Origin of the sequence: Citrobacter sp. wls714 (assembly GCF_005281025.1) — a bacterium.
Lineage (GTDB): Bacteria > Pseudomonadota > Gammaproteobacteria > Enterobacterales > Enterobacteriaceae > Citrobacter > Citrobacter werkmanii.
In genome coordinates this window covers 97882-117344 of sequence record NZ_SZWZ01000095.1, presented here as the reverse complement: position 1 = coordinate 117344, position 19463 = coordinate 97882, and the positions used below count along the sequence as shown (strand labels likewise).

16 protein-coding genes are annotated in these 19463 nt (G+C 52.2%); 7 read left to right on the top strand and 9 right to left on the bottom strand.

Annotated features, from left to right (window positions below):
• The first annotated feature begins 278 nt into the window (after nucleotides 1-278).
• Nucleotides 279-1652, top strand: a complete 1374-nt coding sequence (locus tag FDX11_RS21075) for an MFS transporter (RefSeq protein WP_137398490.1) — start codon at nucleotides 279-281, stop codon at nucleotides 1650-1652.
• A gap of 39 nt (nucleotides 1653-1691) precedes the next feature.
• Entirely contained in the window at nucleotides 1692-3731 is a 2040-nt protein-coding gene (locus tag FDX11_RS21070) for a TIM-barrel domain-containing protein (protein WP_042312458.1), read from the top strand.
• Nucleotides 3732-3785: 54 nt separating this feature from the next.
• On the opposite strand, the gene nhaR is transcribed toward FDX11_RS21070, so the two are convergent.
• The 4 genes from nhaR to dnaK form a co-directional block, all read right to left on the bottom strand.
• Nucleotides 3786-4679 (bottom strand): transcriptional activator NhaR, encoded by an 894-nt coding sequence (gene nhaR, locus FDX11_RS21065; protein WP_006686630.1) that lies wholly within the window; start codon nucleotides 4677-4679, stop codon nucleotides 3786-3788.
• Nucleotides 4680-4717: 38 nt separating this feature from the next.
• Nucleotides 4718-5884 (bottom strand): Na+/H+ antiporter NhaA, encoded by a 1167-nt coding sequence (nhaA, locus tag FDX11_RS21060; RefSeq protein ID WP_042312462.1) that lies wholly within the window; start codon nucleotides 5882-5884, stop codon nucleotides 4718-4720.
• Between the two features lie 209 nt (nucleotides 5885-6093).
• A complete protein-coding gene (gene dnaJ, locus FDX11_RS21055) occupies nucleotides 6094-7227 on the bottom strand; it encodes a molecular chaperone DnaJ (protein WP_003018956.1) in 1134 nt (377 codons plus the stop codon).
• A gap of 85 nt (nucleotides 7228-7312) precedes the next feature.
• The gene (gene dnaK, locus FDX11_RS21050) at nucleotides 7313-9235 is read right to left on the bottom strand and encodes a molecular chaperone DnaK (RefSeq protein WP_042312465.1); all 1923 of its coding nucleotides are present in this window, start codon (nucleotides 9233-9235) and stop codon (nucleotides 7313-7315) included.
• Between the two features lie 384 nt (nucleotides 9236-9619).
• Between dnaK and FDX11_RS21045 the strand changes: the two genes are divergently transcribed.
• From FDX11_RS21045 to satP, 3 genes are all read left to right on the top strand, one after another.
• On the top strand, nucleotides 9620-10024 hold the full coding sequence (locus tag FDX11_RS21045) for a DUF2541 family protein (protein WP_042312469.1): 405 nt from the start codon (nucleotides 9620-9622) through the stop codon (nucleotides 10022-10024).
• Nucleotides 10025-10056: 32 nt separating this feature from the next.
• Nucleotides 10057-10770: an acidic protein MsyB gene (gene msyB / locus FDX11_RS21040; protein WP_061382887.1), complete on the top strand. Its 714-nt coding sequence runs from the start codon at nucleotides 10057-10059 to the stop codon at nucleotides 10768-10770.
• A 148-nt stretch (nucleotides 10771-10918) separates the two neighbouring features.
• Nucleotides 10919-11485 (top strand): acetate uptake transporter, encoded by a 567-nt coding sequence (satP, locus tag FDX11_RS21035; protein ID WP_042312473.1) that lies wholly within the window; start codon nucleotides 10919-10921, stop codon nucleotides 11483-11485.
• 34 nt (nucleotides 11486-11519) lie between these two features.
• Here the strand turns inward: satP and FDX11_RS21030 are convergent, their stop codons facing one another.
• The 3 genes from FDX11_RS21030 to tal form a co-directional block, all read right to left on the bottom strand.
• Nucleotides 11520-12827 carry an MFS transporter gene (locus FDX11_RS21030; RefSeq protein ID WP_003829746.1) on the bottom strand — a complete coding sequence of 436 codons (1308 nt, stop codon included), beginning with the start codon at nucleotides 12825-12827 and terminating at the stop codon, nucleotides 11520-11522.
• Between the two features lie 124 nt (nucleotides 12828-12951).
• Nucleotides 12952-13539, bottom strand: a complete 588-nt coding sequence (mog, locus tag FDX11_RS21025; RefSeq protein WP_038637056.1) for a molybdopterin adenylyltransferase — start codon at nucleotides 13537-13539, stop codon at nucleotides 12952-12954.
• A gap of 110 nt (nucleotides 13540-13649) precedes the next feature.
• Nucleotides 13650-14603: a transaldolase gene (gene tal, locus FDX11_RS21020; RefSeq protein WP_005124064.1), complete on the bottom strand. Its 954-nt coding sequence runs from the start codon at nucleotides 14601-14603 to the stop codon at nucleotides 13650-13652.
• 274 nt (nucleotides 14604-14877) lie between these two features.
• Between tal and FDX11_RS21015 the strand changes: the two genes are divergently transcribed.
• Nucleotides 14878-16308, top strand: coding sequence for a sodium:alanine symporter family protein (locus FDX11_RS21015; protein ID WP_079225540.1), 1431 nt, complete (start codon nucleotides 14878-14880; stop codon nucleotides 16306-16308).
• 77 nt (nucleotides 16309-16385) lie between these two features.
• Nucleotides 16386-17159 (top strand): peroxide stress protein YaaA, encoded by a 774-nt coding sequence (gene yaaA, locus FDX11_RS21010; protein WP_079225541.1) that lies wholly within the window; start codon nucleotides 16386-16388, stop codon nucleotides 17157-17159.
• A gap of 84 nt (nucleotides 17160-17243) precedes the next feature.
• Here yaaA and thrC read toward each other — a convergent pair whose 3' ends face one another.
• Nucleotides 17244-18530: a threonine synthase gene (gene thrC / locus FDX11_RS21005; RefSeq protein WP_042312482.1), complete on the bottom strand. Its 1287-nt coding sequence runs from the start codon at nucleotides 18528-18530 to the stop codon at nucleotides 17244-17246.
• A 3-nt stretch (nucleotides 18531-18533) separates the two neighbouring features.
• The gene (gene thrB, locus FDX11_RS21000; protein WP_038637046.1) at nucleotides 18534-19463 is read right to left on the bottom strand and encodes a homoserine kinase; all 930 of its coding nucleotides are present in this window, start codon (nucleotides 19461-19463) and stop codon (nucleotides 18534-18536) included.

Genomic DNA, 19463 nt, shown 5'->3' with positions numbered 1-19463 from the left:
TTTCACTGTTTACTTTTTTTTATTTCATTACTGTCGAAATTGTGACCACCATAGCAAATAGTATCATTGCTCAACAAAAAACGAATAAACGCAATCCTGATGTGAGATTTGATAATTGATCGCCACGCCGGGGTTAACTACTTTTCATAAAACGTCTTTATCCCTATTTTACCTAAAGGTTAATTTTCCCCGGACAATAAAAAATAACGACAACCCTACTGCTTAGAAAGTAAAAGCTGTTTTTCTGGGCGTATCGCACCAATATCGGAGTTATCATTATGAGTTCTGTTATTGAGGATACCCAGTCTTGCGGGTCAACATCATTATCTTTACTACAGCGAATTAGCTACGGTTCTTTAGATGTAGCGGGAAATCTGCTGTACTGTTTCGGTTCAACATACATTCTATATTTCTACACAGACGTTGCCGGTATCAGCCTCGCCGTAGCGGGTGTCATCCTGCTGTTGGCGCGTATTGTTGATGGCGTAGATGCTCCAATCTGGGGGATCATCATCGACAAGACCCGTTCACGCTACGGTAAATGCCGTCCCTGGTTTTTATGGTTACCGCTGCCTTTTGCCGTATTCAGCGCGCTTTCATTTTGGTCTCCTGATATCAGTATGACCGGAAAAGCCATATATGCAGCAATATCCTACATGATAGCCAGTATTTTATTTACCGGACTTAACACCCCGCTCAGTGCAATATTGCCCTTAATGACCCTATCCCCCAAGGAACGGCTGGTCTTAAATTCCTGGAGAATGACCGGCGGGCAAATAGGGGTTTTATTAATGAACGCAACCGCCTTACCGTTAGTCGCTTTTTTAGGTAACGGTGATGACCATGCGGGTTTTATTTATACGGCAATTACATTTGCCATTATATCTTGCGCGCTAACGCTCTTTGCGTTTAAAAACATTCGTGAAATGGATGCGGATAAAATACAGCAAGAGCCAAGATTGCCGATGAAAAAAAGTTTCGCGGCTATGAAAGGCAACTGGCCGTGGATCCTGATGGTGCTGGCTAATCTAATCTTTTGGATAGCGCTTCAGCAGCGCTCAACGACCATTGTCTACTATCTGACCTACAACCTGGTTCGCAAAGATCTGGTCCCGCTAATCAACAGCCTGGCGACGATTCAGATCCTGTTTATCATCGCCATCCCTTTCTTTAGCAAATACCTCTCTAAAACCTGGATCTGGATCGGCGGTCTGCTGGTCGCTACGTTTGGCGGTGTGATGATGTGGCTGGCTGCGGATAACATTCCAATGCTGATTGCCGCCTGGGTTCTGGGCAATATCGGTAGCGGTATCGCCTGCTCAATGCCCTTCGCCATGCTCGGATTCGCCGTCGACTTTGGCGCATGGAAGACGGGTGTCAAAGCTACCGGCATTCTTATCGCCTTTGGCAGCACCTTCTGCATCAAAATGGGCAGTGGTCTCGGTACCGCTTTTGCCGCCTGGATCATGAACAGTTTTGGCTACGTCCCTAACCATGCGCAGAGCGCTACAGGCCTGGAAGGGATAACCTGGGCTTTTATCTGGGCGCCCGCCCTCCTCTTCACGCTCGCAGCAATCCCCCTGCTTTTCTTCCGTAAATATGAAGCCATGGAAGACGAGGTTCGCCGCGATCTGGAAACGATCAATCACTAACGTTCTTATCTTTACCAGCCAAATATGGGAGAAACCACCATGCCATTTTTGCAACAAGACCCGCATCGTCTGGTCTGGCAGCAAAACGATCGCTATTTATGGATTGAACCCTGGGGCGAGAACAGCCTGCGCGTGCGTAGCGGCCGTCATCTGCCGGTTATGAGAAATGAAGACTGGGCGCTAACGGAGCCGGTGGCGGAGAGCGCCTGCCATATCGTCTACGACCAAAAGCAGGCCACGCTGACTAACGGCAAGATTATCGCTATCGTCAATCAAAAGGGCCAAATCAGCTTTTACCGCCATCCCCATAAATGTTTACTACAGGAGTTCTGGCGTCTGCGGGGAGAAATCGGCGAGGACGAATCTTCACACGGCCAGTACGTCAGCGCACTTAACCTTGAGGGGCGTGAATTTCGCCCTATTCAGGGTGGAAAATATGCGATTAAAGCCCGTTTCGAAGCAGCCGAAGACGAAAAAATTTATGGCATGGGCCAGTATCAGCAAGCCAATCTGGATCTCAAAGGGTGCGTGCTTGAGCTGGCACAGCGTAATTCCCAGGCCTCAGTACCGTTCATGCTCTCCAGTCTGGGCTACGGTTTTTTATGGAACAACCCGGCTGTAGGCCGCGTAACCTTCGCCCACAACCTTACCGAATGGGAAGCTCAGGTCAGCGAACAACTGGACTACTGGATCACCGCAGGTGATACGCCAGCGGAAATCAGCCAGGCTTACGCGCTCGCAACCGGCACGCCGCCGATGATGCCGGATTACGCCATGGGTTTCTGGCAGTGCAAACTCCGTTATCGTACCCAGGAAGAACTGCTGGCGGTCGCCCGCGAGTATAAACAGCGCAATCTGCCCATTTCGGTTATCGTTATCGACTTCTTCCACTGGCCGAATCAAGGTGACTGGATGTTCGACCCGCGCGACTGGCCCGATCCCGACGCCATGATCGCCGAACTGAAATCACTGGGTATCGAACTGATGGTGTCCGTCTGGCCAACGGTAGATAACCGCACCGAAAGCTATCGGGAGATGCGTGAAAACGGCTGGCTGGTGCAAACGGAGCGTGGCTTGCCGATCAATATGGATTTCCTCGGGAATACCACTTTCTTTGATGCCACCCATCCGGGCGCTCGCGACTATGTCTGGGGCAAAGCCAAGCGCAATTATTACGATAAAGGCGTGAAGCTGTTCTGGTTAGATGAGGCCGAGCCTGAATTCAGCGTTTACGACTACGACAACTATCGCTACCACGCCGGTCCGGTACTGGAAGTGGGCAATATCTACCCGCGGATGTATGCCAAAACCTTTTTTGACGGCATGAAAGCCGATGGCGAAGACAAGGTTATCAATCTGCTGCGCTGTGCCTGGGCGGGGAGTCAGAAATACGGCGCGCTAGTGTGGTCAGGTGATATTCACTCCTCGTTTCGATCGCTGCGCAATCAGTTTGCCGCCGGACTCAATATGGGGATTGCGGGTATCCCGTGGTGGACCACGGATATTGGCGGTTTTCATGGCGGCAATATTCACGATCCACGCTTTCATGAACTGCTGATCCGCTGGTTTCAGTGGGGCGTCTTTAGCCCGGTGATGCGCCTGCACGGCAATCGCGATCCGCAAATTTTACCTGAACAACCGTATCGGGATGGCATTGCTCAATGCCCGACCGGAGCGCCGAATGAAGTCTGGAGCTATGGCGAAGACGTTTACGATCTATTAACGGGTTGCCTGGCCTTGCGTGAAAAGCTGAAGCCCTACATCAAGGCGCTGATGGCAGAAACGCATGAGCGCAATGCGCCGGTGATGCGCACCCTGTTTTTTGAATTTCCTGAGCAGGCTAAAAGCTGGGAGATCGCCGACCAATACTGTTTTGGTCCCGATCTGCTGATTGCTCCGGTGATGCATGAAGGCATGCGCGAGCGTGATGTCTGGCTACCGGAAGGGGAAAAGTGGACAGATCTTGCGACCGGGGAAAGCTATTCAGGAGGGCAGACGCTGCATTACGCTACGCCACTGAACAGAATTCCGGTATTTATTCGCGAAGGTGGGCAATACCGTAGCCTACTGAGGTTGTAGATTGATTCCGGCTGCGGTAATTGCCCGCAGCCGGAAGTCTTACCGTGTTGATGTCTACTGCAGCTTAAATAACGCCGAGTAGTCCGCATTACAAATACGCTGCACCGCCGGATGCTGGATCATCCTTTCCGCAAATATAGCGTGGTACTCCTCCATCACATTCTCCACGCGCCCAATCTCAACAATCGAATCATCGGCATAGAAGTTGTTCGAATAGAGCGTCGGGGCAACGAATATAGCGTTATGCGTTGCACCAAAAGCTTTCATCAGCGCTGCGTCATCAAACTCGCCGAGGATTTCAACGTTCAAGCCTTGTGAGTTAATCCAGTTCAACAGCTTACGACCGAGCATCGAGCGACGTCCTGGGATCAGCAATCGACGCTCTTCCAGGCAGGCCGGAAACGGCTTCTCAGGCAAAGGCTGGGTACACCAAAAACTCACGCCGCATTCGCCTATGCGCACCGAGAACAACCCTTCCTGTTGCGTAGAATCAATCGGACAGTCAGAGATAATCATATCCAGCTTATGCTGGCTGAGTTGATCCAGCAGCATCTCGTGCGTTGATTCAAAACAACGCAGATGGATTTGTTCATCTTCCACCACCGCGGCATCCAACACACGGCTGACCAGCTGTTTGGATAGTGCATCCGCCACACCGACATCAAACAACAAGTTAGACTCTTTGCGGTAGTTCACGATATCCAGCATTTCCTGGCTTAACGTGAACATTTTATCCGCATAACGAAAGACTAACTCGCCCAACTCGCTTGGCTCCAGCCCACGCCCCTTCCGCTTGAACAACTTTCCCTGTAAACGTTCTTCAAGCGCTTTGATCTGCCCGGTAATGGTCTGCGGTGTCAGATAAAGCGCTTCTGCTGCACCAACCACCGAACCTTCTTTATAAACATGCCAAAAGTAATACAGGTGGTTGTAATTTATATGAGACATACTCTCTCCCTGAAAATTGTCACGAAAGGGTTATCCTGTCAGGCGGATGCGTTTAACCGGGTGCGTAACCAGCAGTAACCAATTACCGCCGACAGCAAGGAGCCAATCAGGATCCCCAGTTTCGCCCAGTTAATCAGCTCAGGATCGACATTACCAAACGCCAGGCTGGCGATGAAAATCGACATCGTAAAGCCAATACCGCACAGAATCCCGACCGCCATGATCTGCTGGAAATTCGTTCCTTCAGGTAATTGCGCCAGCTTTAAGCGTAACGCCAGCCAGCAAAACAGGCTGATACCCAGAGGTTTACCAATCAACAGACCTGCAATAATCCCCAACGGTAATACGGAGGTCAGTCCATCAATAGTGACGCCCTGCAGTGAAACGCCTGCGTTGGCGAAGGCAAACAGCGGCAGGATCAGGTATGCCACCCACGGATGCAAAACATGCTCCAGACGCTTTGCCGGTGAACGTCCGTGTTTTTCCTTTAACGGAATGAAGAAACCGACGATCACGCCAGCCAGCGTCGCATGCACGCCGGACTTCAGTACCGCAGTCCATAGCACCACGCCCACCAGAATATAAATCCCGGTACGTCTCACGCCACACAGATTCAAGGCTGCCAGGACGAGAATGGCGCACGCGGCAACGCCCAGCGACAGCAGCGAGAGATCGCTGGTGTAGAACAGCGCGATGATCACGATAGCGCCAAGATCATCGATAATCGCCAGCGCCATGAGAAAGATTTTCAGCGCCAACGGAACACGACTGCCCAACAGTGCCAGCACGCCTAATGCAAAAGCGATATCCGTTGCAGCCGGGATCGCCCACCCTTCACGAGTGATAGGGTCAGCATAGTTAAATGCCAGATACAGTAGCGCCGGGACAATCATCCCCCCGATAGCGGCAATGATCGGAAATGCAGCCTGACGCAGACTGGCCAGCGACCCCTGCATCAACTCGCGCTTTACCTCCAGACCAATCAACAGGAAGAACACCGCCATCAACGCGTCATTGATCCACAGCAGCATATTTTTGTTGATCTCAAGCGCGCCAACCCGCAGTTGAACGGGCGTTTCCAGAAAGGCGTGGTACCATCCACTGGTGATCCCGATATTTGCCATCAACATAGCGACGACGGCTGCGATGATCAGGATGATGCCCCCCGAGGCGTCACTACTAAAAAAACGATGCAGATGTTTCACTTTTATTCTCTCTATTAGGTGAATACTTCGTAAATACTATCTTACACCCTCAAAAAGCTCGTTAAAATTAGATTATTTATGATGAATGATTCGGTTTTTACGATCCAATAAAGTAAAGTCGATAAAGATTTTCCGAACGGAAAACAGAAATAAAAAAGCCTGAAACATTTCAGTCCCAGGCTTTTAATCGAAGATTTCTGAGTCGAGAATTAGCGCGTCAGATCGTCAAAGAACTTCTTCACACCGTCGAAGAAGCTTTTGGAACGCGGGCTGTTGTTTTCTCCGGTGGGACCGCCGAAGCTTTCCTGCAGATCTTTCAGCAGTTGCTTCTGCTTGTCATTCAGACCAACCGGGGTTTCAACAACTACACGGCATAGCAGATCGCCCTGAGCGCCACCGCGAACCGACTTCACGCCTTTCCCGCGCATGCGGAACAGTTTGCCGGTCTGCGTTTCGCCCGGAATTTTTAACTTCACGCGACCGTCCAGCGTTGGGACTTCAATCTCGCCGCCCAGCGCTGCCATCGCAAAGTTAATCGGCACTTCACAGTACAGGTTGTTGCCTTCACGCTCAAAAATTGGGTGCTGTTTTACCTGCACCTGAACGTATAAATCGCCTGCTGGCGCACCATGCTCACCGGCTTCACCTTCGCCAGACAGACGAATACGATCGCCAGTGTCAACGCCTGCCGGGATTTTAACGGACAGCGTTTTGCTTTTCTCAACGCGACCATGACCGTGGCATTTATTGCACGGATCTTTAATCAGCGTACCGCGCCCCTGACAATGTGGACAGGTCTGCTGTACGGCAAAAAAGCCCTGGCGCATCTGCACCTGGCCGGAACCGTGACAGGTTGGACAGGTCTGCGGTTGAGTACCTGCCTTCGCACCGCTGCCATGGCAGACGTCACACTCTTCCAGCGTCGGAATACGGATCTCTTTGGTGACGCCACGCACGGCTTCTTCCAGAGTGAGATCCATGTTGTAACGTAAATCAGCACCACGTGAGGCGCGCTGACGACCACGACCGCCGCCAAAGATATCGCCAAACACGTCACCAAAGATATCGCTGAAGTCAGCCCCGCCGCCAAAACCGCCGCCGCCGCCCATACCGCCTTGCTCAAACGCGGCATGACCGTACTGATCGTAAGCCGCGCGTTTTTGTGCATCGGTCAGGATCTCGTAGGCTTCTTTGATCTCTTTGAACTTGGCTTCGGCCTCTTTATCACCCTGGTTACGGTCCGGGTGATATTTCATGGCCAGGCGCTTGTAGGCCTTTTTGATTTCACGCTCTTCCGCTGATTTGGAAACGCCTAAAATCTCGTAATAGTCTTGCTTAGCCATCTCTTTTTATCTGCCCCTAACATGCGTGCACGGGCGGAGAGGAAACCTCTTCGCCCGTGCCAGTAATTACCCGTTCAAAGGGCGATTATTTTTTGTCTTTCACTTCTTCAAACTCAGCGTCGACAACGTCGTCATCTTTCGCATTGTTTGCAGAAGCATCAGCGCCTGCTGCACCAGCCTGCTGCTGTGCGTGCTGCTGCTGAGCGATTTCCATCAGTTTCTGGGAAACCTGTGCCAGCGCCTGCATTTTCGCTTCGATATCCGCTTTGTCTTCGCCTTTCAGAGAAGTTTCCAGCGCGGTCAGTGCAGACTCGATGGCAGTTTTGTCGTCAGCCGGCAGTTGGTCGCCAGCTTCTTCAACCTGCTTACGAGTGCTGTGCAGCAGATGGTCACCCTGGTTACGGGTCTGAACCAGCTCTTCAAACTTACGGTCAGATTCTGCGTTCGCTTCTGCTTCGCGAACCATTTTCTGGATTTCTTCTTCGTTCAGACCAGAAGAAGCCTTGATGGTGATCTTCTGCTCTTTACCGCTGTTTTTATCTTTCGCGGAAACGTGCAGGATACCGTCGGCATCGATGTCAAAAGTTACTTCGATCTGCGGCATACCGCGCGGAGCCGGGCTGATACCATCCAGGTTAAACTGACCCAGATCTTTGTTATCGGCAGCACGTTTACGTTCACCCTGCAGCACGTGGATGGTTACCGCAGACTGGTTGTCTTCAGCGGTAGAGAACACCTGGCTGTGCTTGGTCGGGATAGTGGTGTTTTTCGCGATCAGTGGCGTCATCACGCCGCCCATGGTTTCGATACCCAGAGACAGCGGGGTAACGTCCAGCAGCAGCACGTCTTTCACATCACCAGTCAATACACCACCCTGAACGGCAGCACCGATTGCTACAGCTTCGTCCGGGTTAACGTCTTTACGCGGCTCTTTGCCGAAGAACTCAGCAACTTTCTTCTGGACCATCGGCATACGCGTCTGACCACCAACGAGAATAACGTCGTTGATATCAGAAACAGACAGGCCGGCGTCCTGCAGAGCAACTTTCAGCGGCTCGATAGAACGGTTAACCAGGTCTTCAACCAGGCTTTCCAGTTTCGCACGGGTCACTTTGATGTTCATGTGTTTCGGACCAGTCGCGTCTGCAGTGATGTACGGCAGGTTCACGTCGGTCTGCTGAGCGGAAGACAGCTCGATCTTCGCTTTCTCAGCGGCTTCTTTCAGACGCTGCATCGCCAGCGGGTCATTACGCAGGTCGATACCCTGATCTTTCTTAAACTCGTCAACCAGGTAGTTGATCATACGGCTGTCGAAGTCTTCACCACCCAAGTGGGTATCACCGTTGGTTGCCAGAACTTCGAAGGTTTTTTCGCCGTCAACTTCGTCGATTTCGATAATAGAGATATCGAAAGTACCACCACCGAGGTCATACACCGCGATAGTACGGTTGCCGACTTCTTTATCCAGACCGTAAGCCAGCGCAGCTGCGGTTGGTTCGTTGATGATACGTTTTACTTCCAGACCTGCGATACGACCGGCGTCTTTGGTTGCCTGACGCTGAGCATCGTTAAAGTATGCAGGTACGGTGATAACTGCTTCAGTTACCGGTTCACCCAGGTAATCTTCAGCCGTTTTCTTCATTTTTTTCAGCACTTCAGCAGAAATCTGCGGCGGTGCCATTTTCTGACCTTTTACGTCAATCCATGCATCACCGTTGTCAGCACCGATGATTTTGTACGGCATGATCGCTTCATCACGCTGTACTTCTTCGTCCTGGAAGCGGCGGCCAATCAGGCGTTTAATCGCAAACAGGGTGTTTTGCGGGTTTGTCACTGCCTGACGTTTAGCCGGCTGACCAACCAGAGTTTCACCATCCTGGGTATAAGCAATGATAGAAGGCGTGGTGCGATCGCCCTCGGCGTTCTCCAGCACACGTGCAGTAGTGCCATCCATAATCGCTACACAAGAGTTGGTAGTACCCAGGTCGATACCAATAATTTTACCCATCTAAACGTCTCCACTAAAAATTCGGTCATCATGTGGTTGTGAATCTGTAATAAGGGCGAAACGTGCGGTTTCAACTACCCTGAATCGTTTTTTTTCAGACTCACCACTGCGGTTGACTACTAAGTGGGGTCGTAACCCACTTCATCAAGGGGGGCATGAAAATTTTTTTTAGCGCAGAAGCAATAAATTTGCCGAAAAAAGGCACAAAACTACAAAAAATGAATAATCGCCAATCAAAATTAATTCATAAAACCGATTAATACGGCGCTGTCATTCACACAAAAATTGTAATAAAAAGAAAAGATTACGTGAATGAATCGTTTTTATGTCGGCGGTAAAATAGCGCGAAGCCACACACTTTTGCAGCCGTCAAAGAGAAATTCCATGAAATCCGTTTTAACCCTTTCCGCCAGCCTGCTTATGGGTCTGCTGCTGAGCAGCGCCGCGCACGCTAACGATCATAAAGTTCTGGGGATGATTGCTATGCCCCGCAATGCAACCAACGATCTCACGCTCAAAATTCCCGTTTGTCGGGTGGTGAAACGTATTCAACTCACCGCCGATCGAGGCGATATTAACCTTAACGGCGCATCCGTTTACTTCAAAGCTGCGCGCACCTCCAGCCAAAGCCTGAATGTCCCGTCTTCCATTAAAGAGGGACAAACCACCAATTGGATCAACATTAATAGCGACAACGACAACAAACGCTGCGTATCCAAAATTACTTTTTCAGGCCAGTCGGTAAACTCCTCTGACATGGCGACGCTTAAAGTCATCGGCGACGACTAATTCCGCCCTTTTATTCAGAAGCCATAGAAAACATGAATGTCACGTATTTGCATGACGACGACCTCGACTTTCTGCAGCATTGCAGTGAGGAACAACTCGCCACGATTACTCGCCTGTTAACGCATAATGAAAAAGGCAAAGCCCGTCTGTCGAGCGTTCTGAGCCACAACGAATTATTTAAATCGATGGAAGGACACCCGGAACAGCACCGCCGCAACTGGCAACTGATCGCCGGAGAACTTCAGCATTATGGTGGCGACAGCATTGCCAATAAACTCCGTGGCCATGGAAAGCTATATCGGGCGATTTTGCTGGATGTTTCGAAGCGCTTGAAGCTTAAAGCCGACAAAGCGATGTCCACGTACGAAATTGAACAATATTTGCTGGAACACTTTCTACGGAATGCCTGGCAAAAAATGGATGCCGGGCATAAGCAGGAATTTCTGCAGGCGGTCGATGCAAAAGTCTCTGAACTGGAAGAGTTACTGCCGCTATTGATGAAGGATCGCCATCTGGCGACTGGCATTTCTCACCTGCTCTCCAGCCAACTCACTCAGATCCTGCGTACCCATGCCGCAGTGAGCGTCATTGGGCATGGATTGCTACGCGGTGCTGGGCTTGGCGGCCCGGTCGGCGCGGCTTTAAACGGGGTTAAAGCAGTGAGTGGCAGCGCCTATCGCGTGACGATTCCGGCGGTGCTACAAATCGCCTGTCTGCGCAGAATGATCAACAGCGTACAAGCGTGATGCCCATCACAGGGAAAATAATTCATTTTCCCTTCGTTAGATCATAGACAGTGCCCTCTCCCCTGATTATCATGCCGCGCCCCGAAGACAGTGATCGTTATTCGGGGAAACTATTTCACCATTCAATCAATGATGATTTTGAGGAATTATGGGCAACACTAAGTTGGCTAATCCGGCACCGCTGGGCCTGATGGGCTTTGGCATGACCACCATTCTGCTTAACCTGCATAACGCGGGTTTCTTCGCCTTTGACGTTATTATTCTGGCGATGGGCATTTTCTACGGCGGTATTGCGCAAATTTTTGCCGGGCTGCTGGAATATAAAAAAGGCAACACCTTCGGTTTAACCGCCTTTACCTCCTACGGCTCGTTCTGGCTGACGCTGGTTGCGATCCTGATCATGCCGAAAATGGGCCTGGCGGATGCGACCAATGGTCAGTTCCTGGGCGTATACCTGGGTCTGTGGGGCGTGTTCACACTGTTCATGTTCTTCGGCACGCTGAAAGCTGCTCGTGCGCTGCAATTTGTCTTCCTGAGCCTGACGGTGCTGTTCGCACTGCTGGCCGTGGGCAACATTGCAGGTAACGAAGCGATCATCCACGTTGCTGGCTGGGTTGGCTTAGTGTGTGGCGCAAGCGCCATTTACCTGGCGATGGGCGAAGTGCTGAACGAACAGTTTGGCCGTACCATCCTGCCGATTGGTGAAACACACTAATCTGACGCTATCCCCCCGAACGGGGGGATATTCCTTACAAGCGCTGTAACTCTCCCTGCACGCTGGTATCGCGATGATAAATATCCTGTCGCAGCCAAATCCCCAGTCCTAATCCCACCAGCGATAACGCCAGTACATACCAGGCAGGAGCCATTGGCGACACGCTCATTAACATCGTCACGGCGATTGGCGTCAGACCACCAAAAATGGCGTACGAAACGTTGTAAGAAAACGAGATACCGGTAAAGCGGACTTCCGCTGGAAACGCTCGTACCATGACATAAGGCACGGCCCCCACCACGCCAACGCACAAGCCCACCAGCCCATACAACAGGAACAAATGCTGAGGATGGCTACCGGTCAGATGATAGAAAAACCAGCTCGAACAGGCCAGCAGCAGGCTACCGACAATAAAGGTTTTGCTGGCGCCAACCCGGTCGACAATAAACCCGGCCAGCAGACAACCGACGCACAGCATAATGGTAGCGACGCTGTTGGCTTGTAACGTCAATGCTGGCGCAAAGCCATACTGCTTTTGCAACCAGACTGGCGACATCAGGATCACCACCACAATCCCGGCCGATAACAGCCAGGTCAGCAGCATGGAAATGACCACCGCTTTTTTATGTTTGCTCACCACCGACTTCACTGGTAGCTCTTGTGCCAACGCTTTACGCTGCTGCATTTCGAGGAAGATAGGCGTTTCCTGAAGCCAGCGGCGCAGGTACATCGCCACCAGCCCAAACACGCCGCCCAGCAGGAAAGGAATACGCCAGCCGTAGTCATGCACCGCTTGCTGCGTCAGGCTGGTGTTCACCAGCGTTGCAACCACCGAACCCAGCAGAATCCCCACCGTCAGCCCGGCGGTCAGCGTTCCGCAGGCAATGCCAATGCGACGCTCCGGTACGTGTTCCGCCACGAACACCCACGCCCCCGGCACTTCTCCCCCAATGGCAGCCCCCTGCAAAATGCGCATCAGTAATAACAGTAACGGCGCAAGGATCCCCATGGAGGCATAGGTAGGCAACAAACCAATCGCCAGCGTCGGTATCGCCATCAGCAAAATGCTCAGGGTAAACATTTTCTTGCGTCCGACCAGGTCGCCAAAATGCGCCATAATGATGCCGCCCAATGGGCGCGCCAGGTATCCGGCGGCAAAAATGCCGAAGGTTTGTACCTGACGTAGCCATTCAGGGATATCTGCCGGGAAGAAAAGTTCGCCAACAACAGCGGCAAAGAAGACGAAGATAATGAAATCATAAAACTCAAGCGCCCCGCCGAGAGCAGCAAGCGTAAGGGTTTTATAATCCTGGCGATTTAGCGGTCGAGTGTGTTGTGACATAGCAAACCATGATTCAGTGGAGTAATTGATTATGTCTGTCGATATATGTAAAGCAAAAATTACTATATCGTAAACAATTCAATACTCCACCTTCATTGTTACTTATATCACGAATAGTCTACTTTCAGGCATTTGTATCGCGTATTGCGCTTTTAGGGCGAAAAGATGCTACAACTGCCGGTGCAGTTTCGACATAAGGCCCATCTAACAGCTGTATACAATACGGTACACTTGCAAAGATACCTGGCACAATTACCTTACCCTCGGCATCTTTCACGCCTTCCAGCGTTTCTTTGATCGATTTCGGCTGCCCAGGCAGATTCAGGATCAGCGCCTGTTTGCGAATCACCCCAACCTGACGGGAAAGGATTGCGGTTGGCACAAAGTGCAGACTTATCTGGCGCATTTGCTCACCAAAACCTGGCATCTGGCGGTCAGCTACGGCCAGCGTAGCGTCTGGCGTTACGTCGCGACGTGCCGGACCCGTTCCGCCGGTCGTCAGCACCAGATGACAGCTCATTTCATCAACCAGCTCGCATAAGGTTTGTTCGATGATCGCCTGTTCATCCGGGATCAACCGCGTTTGCAGCTCAAAAGGGGTCGTAAGGGCTGATGCCAGCCACTCTTCAAGGGCCGGGATACCTTTATCCTGGTAAACGCCGCTGGAAGCACGGTCAGAAATGGACACCAGGCCAATGCGTAAAGTATTCATGATTATTCCATTTAAACAGTCTCGTTAAACAGAATGATACACTGCGAAAGGAAGGACAGACAGGTTTCAGAAGAGGTAGCGTGACCCCAGTCAGGGCCACGCCGAAATGATTACAGCAGATCGCCGATCATTTTTTCCAGTTTACCCTGGTCTACAGCAAACTTACGGATACCGTCCGCCAGTTTGTCTACAGCCATTGGATCCTGGTTGTGCTGCCACAGGAACTCAGCTTCTGTGATACGTGCCGGACGCGCTTTCACTTCGCCAGAGAAGGACAGTTTACGTTCGATAGCACCTTCGCTTTCCGCCAGCTCTTTCAGCAGAGCCGGTGCAATCGTCAGACGATCGCAGCCCGCCAGCTCGATGATTTCGCCGATGTTACGGAAGCTCGCGCCCATAACTACGGTTTCGTAACCGTGCTGTTTGTAGTACTCGTAGATTTCCGTTACGGAAACCACACCCGGATCTTCTGCCGGTGCATACTCTTTCTTATCGGTATTGGCTTTGTACCAGTCAAGAATACGACCAACGAACGGAGAAATCAGGTATACGCCAGCTTCTGCACATGCACGCGCCTGCGCGAAGGAGAACAGCAGGGTCAGGTTACAGTTGATGCCTTCTTTTTCCAGCTGCTCAGCAGCACGGATGCCCTGCCAGGTTGAAGCCAGTTTGATCAGAATGCGATCGTTGCTGATGCCAGCATCGTTGTACAGTTTAATCAGACGTTTTGCTTTCGCGATGGATGCGTCGGTGTCGTAGGACAGGCGAGCGTCAACTTCTGTGGAAATGCGACCCGGGACCAGTTTCAGGATCTCCAGACCGATGTTTACCGCCAGTTTGTCGGTCGCGTCGACGACCTGCTGCGCGCGGTCGTTGCTCTGCTGCTTAGCCCAGGCTACAGCGTCATCAATCAGCTTGCGGTATTCCGGGATCTGCGCTGCGTTAAGAATGAGAGAAGGGTTAGTTGTGGCATCCTGAGGCTGATACAGCTTCATTGCCGCGATGTCTCCGGTGTCGGCCACTACTGTGGTGAACTGACGAAGGGAGGTCAATTTGTCCGTCATGATAGCGATTCTCTTTAAACAGCTTGTTAGGGGGATGTAACCGATCTTCCCTGATGATAGCACGACGCACTCTCAGCGCAACCGCCTGGATTGTCCTACCTGCCGCTCAGCCCTGATTACGCATCCCAAAGCCTGAGATGCGCAATTAAGGGGGATACCTATTGTTATGATAAACTCCCGCAATCAATCTGCTTATAAGGTATATACTGGTCGATAATTGGTAGCGCTTACATGGGATTATTCGCGCTTACCGGCATCAACAAGAGGGATGTTAATGCCTGATTTTTTCGCATTTATTAATGAAATACTCTGGGGATCGGTGATGATCTACCTCCTGCTTGGCGCAGGATGTTGGTTCACCTGGCGCACGGGGTTCATCCAGTTTCGCTACATTCGCCAGTTTGGCAGAAGTCTTAAAAACAGCATCAACCCGCAACCGGGCGGTTTAACCTCCTTTCAGGCTTTATGCACCAGTCTTGCCGCGCGGATCGGCAGTGGAAATCTGGCGGGCGTGGCGTTGGCAATCGCCGCAGGCGGCGCGGGAGCCGTTTTCTGGATGTGGGTCTCGGCAGTCATTGGTATGGCAACCTCGTTTGCCGAATGCTCACTTGCGCAACTGTATAAAGAACGCGATAGCAAGGGACAGTTTCGTGGCGGTCCTGCGTGGTATATGGCGCGTGGGCTGGGTATGCGCTGGATGGGCGTGCTTTTTGCCATCTTTTTACTCATCGCATATGGGCTGATTTTTAACAGCGTGCAGGCAAACTCGGTCTCGCGCGCACTTGCTTTTGCCTTCGATATCCCTCCCCTCTTCTCCGGTATCGCCCTGGCTATCGCATCATTACTGGTCATCGTCGGCGGTATTAAAGGCGTTGCCCGTCTGATGCAATGGTTTGTTCCGGTAATGGCTCTGTTGTGGGTCGGTTGTAGCCTCGTCATCTGTCTATGGCATTTCGCTCAGCTTCCCGACATTATCATGACCATCGTTAAAAGCGCCTTTGGCTGGCAGGAAGCCGCCGCCGGCGCCGCCGGATACACGCTAAGCCAGGCCATTGCCAGCGGCTTTCAACGCGGTATGTTCTCGAATGAGGCCGGAATGGGCTCAACGCCGAACGCCGCCGCCTCGGCTGCGTCATGGCCTCCGCATCCTGCGGCACAAGGCATTGTGCAAATGATTGGTGTTTTAGGCGATACGCTGATTCTCTGTACGGCCAGCGCGATGATCGTTCTGCTGGCGGGTAATGGCACCAGTTCCATGCCCATTGAAGGCATCCAGTTGCTGCAGAGAGCGATGGTCTCGCTGACGGGTGAATGGGGCGCCGGATTCGTCGCCTTTATTGTGATCCTGTTTGCCTTTAGCTCTATCGTCGCCAACTACATCTATGCGGAAAACAACCTTGTTTTCCTGAAGCTGGACAATATCCGGGTAATTTGGCTATTACGTATCGCGACCGTGAGCACCGTTGTCGGCGGCACATTACTCAGCTTCCCGCTGCTCTGGCAACTTGCCGACATCATCATGGCCTGTATGGCTATCACTAACCTGACGGCGATTTTACTGCTCTCGCCGGTTGTCCATACCCTCGCCAGCGACTATCTACGCCAGCGTAAACTCGGAGTGCGCCCGGAATTTGATCCGCGCCGTTATCCTGATATCAGACAGCAGCTTGCGCCTGAAAGCTGGGATGAAACGCCGCGTGATTAGCGCGGCAATCGCAACCATCGATCAATTCTGTCCATTTTTTTGCTAAAGTCGCAGTAAATTTCCTGCAAGGACTGGATATGCTGATTCTGATTTCACCTGCAAAAACGCTCGACTACCAAAGTCCGCTGGCAACCACACGCCACACGCTGCCTGAACTGCTGGATCACTCGCAGCAGCTTATTCACGTGGCGCGCCAACTCTCCGCACCGCAGATTGGCAAGTTGATGGGAATTAGCGACAAGCTGGCTGATCTGAACGCCACCCGTTTCCATGACTGGCAACCCGATTTCACACCGGAGAATGCGCGTCAGGCTATTCTGGCGTTTAAAGGCGACGTCTATACCGGGCTGCAGGCTGAAACCTTCAGCGAAGCGGATTTTGACTTCGCTCAGCAGCATTTACGCATGTTGTCCGGGCTGTACGGCGTGTTGCGTCCGCTGGATTTGATGCAGCCTTACCGTTTGGAGATGGGCATTCGTCTGACTAATCCAAAGGGTAAAGATCTTTACCAGTTCTGGGGTGATACCATCACCGACAAACTTAACGAAGCACTGGAAGCGCAAGGTGACAGCGTGGTGATTAACCTCGCCTCGGATGAGTATTTTAAATCCGTGAAGCCGAAAAAGCTGAACGCCGAGCTTATCAAGCCGGTCTTCCTCGATGAGAAGAACGGCAAGTTCAAAGTCATCAGCTTTTATGCCAAAAAAGCGCGTGGCCTGATGAGCCGCTACATCATTGAAAATCGCTTAACGCAGCCAGAGCAACTGACGGCATTTAACAGTGAAGGCTATTTCTTTGATGAAGAAGCGTCAGGGAATGGCGAACTGGTGTTTAAACGCCACGAGCAGTAGTGTACATGCCGGATGGCGGCTAACGCCTTATCCGGCCTACAGGTTTTGTTGGCCCGCTAAGCAAAACGCCAGCGGGCACCACCGTTAACCGCGGGTCATCATCAGCTTACGTAGTGCAGAAAAATCCGCTGGCAGGTGATGAGAGAGCAGCGGCAGATCCGCGCGCTCCGCCAGCTCTTTTGGCAGAGCCAGCGTAAGCTCAAGAATCTCTTCAACGCTTTCCTTAAACTTCGCCGGATGCGCGGTGCCGAGGAACAAGCCATACTCGCCAGGATTCAACTGGTCACGCAGCGCACGGTAAGCCACCGCCGCATGCGGTTCTGAGGTGTACCCCATTTCATGCAGCTCGCGCATCGTATCCTGAGTGGTAGCATCGTCAACGGCGGCATAACCCAGCTCATTCAGACGCCAGATTTTACGGCGGAACAGTTCTTCCACACGCGGCCAGTTGTTCGGCTGGCTGACATCCATCGCGTTGGATAACGTCGCCTGCGTCGCCTTCGGCGCCCACTCGCCTTCTGCAAGGAAGCGTGGAACTGTATCGTTAACGTTGGTCGCCGCGATAAAACGCTTCACCGGCAAGCCCAGCGATTTCGCCAACAATCCGGCGGTCAGATCGCCAAAGTTGCCGCTGGGAACGGAAATAACCAGCTGGTTGCGCGATTCTTGCGGCAGTTGAGCCACAGCTTCAAAGTAGTAACAGATTTGCGCCAGCAGACGGCTGATATTGATTGAGTTAGCCGAGTTCAGCCCCAGCGCTACCTTCAGTTCTTCGTCATCAAACGCCTGTTTCACCAACGCCTGGCAAGCATCAAAATCACCATCAATAGCGACGGTTTCAATGTTACCGCCCAGCGTACAGAACAGTTTTTCCTGTAATGGGCTGATCTTGCCGTTCGGGTAGAGGATCACCACACGAACGTTCGGCAGGCCATAAAACGCATGCGCCACTGCGGCACCGGTATCGCCGGAGGTCGCCGTCAGAATCGTTACCGGTTTGTCGCCGCTGATGTGCGTCAGCATCTGCGCCATAAAGCGCCCGCCAAAGTCTTTAAATGCCAGCGTAGGGCCGTGGAACAGCTCCAGACAGCCAATGTCCGCTGCAACCTGAGCAACCGGCGCCGGGAACGCAAACGCCGCGCGCACGCGCTCTTCCAGAATCTCCTGCGAGATCTCGTCACCAATAAATGCGGAAAGGATCTTAGCGCTGCGGCTAACGAAGTCCTGGTTCAGCATCTCATCCACTTCTGTCAGATTGAATTCCGGCAGATCGTGCGGAAAAAACAACCCCTGATTCTTGCCAAGCCCTTGCGTGACGGCCTGCGCAAAGCTGACCTGTTCGTTATGATCTTTCAGATTATAGAGTTTCATTGATTATCCCAGTACCCGTGCGCCTGCCGTGTCCAACCGGCAAATATGAACAAAGCCTTCCTGATTTTGCAGATAATGTTTAGCCAGCCAGTCTGCGACACGCTGCGCCGTATCCGGCTTATCGCACAAGGCGAACAGCGTCGGCCCTGACCCGGAGATCCCGCTGGCCAGCGCGCCGATTTCCGCTACCGCCTGACGCGCCTGGCTGAAGCCTGGCAGCAAGCGGGTACGATACGGCTCAGCAATGACATCTTTCATCAGCTTCGCGGCCAGAAGAGGCTGACGGGAATAGCAGGCATGGATAAACCCAGCCAGATGCCGCCCGTGGGCGATACAGTCCTGACGGCGATACTGCGCAGGTAAAATGGCCCGCGCTTCCGCCGTCGATACTTTAATCCCCGGATACGCCAGTACCCACAACCACTCATCAAAGCCTGGCACCTGCTGGCTGATAATGCCGTTTTCTTCGATCATTAACTGCATACCACCCAAAAAGCACGGGGCAACATTATCGTAATGAATACTGCCGGAGATACGTCCTTCCAGCTCACCCATGATCGCCAACAGGCGCGTGTCGTTGAGCGGTTTCCCACAGTGCTCGTTCATGGCGACCAACGCCGCCACAACGGAACAGGCGCTGGAACCTAACCCGGAGCCAATCGGCATATTTTTTTCCAGCGTCATCGCCACCGGAACGGTTTTACCCAGCTCCTGACAGAATCGCTCCCAGCACTGATAGACGATATTTTCTCGCGGCTCAGAAGGCAGTTTGTCAGCAAAGCGCCCAAGATTATTCAGACTGAACTGGTCGGCTGGCTCAACAGAGACCACATCACCCAATAGCGAACCGTCTACGGGGGTTACCGCCGCCCCAAGCACATCAAACCCGACGCTCATATTGGCACTGGAAGCCGGGGCATAAACTCTCACCAT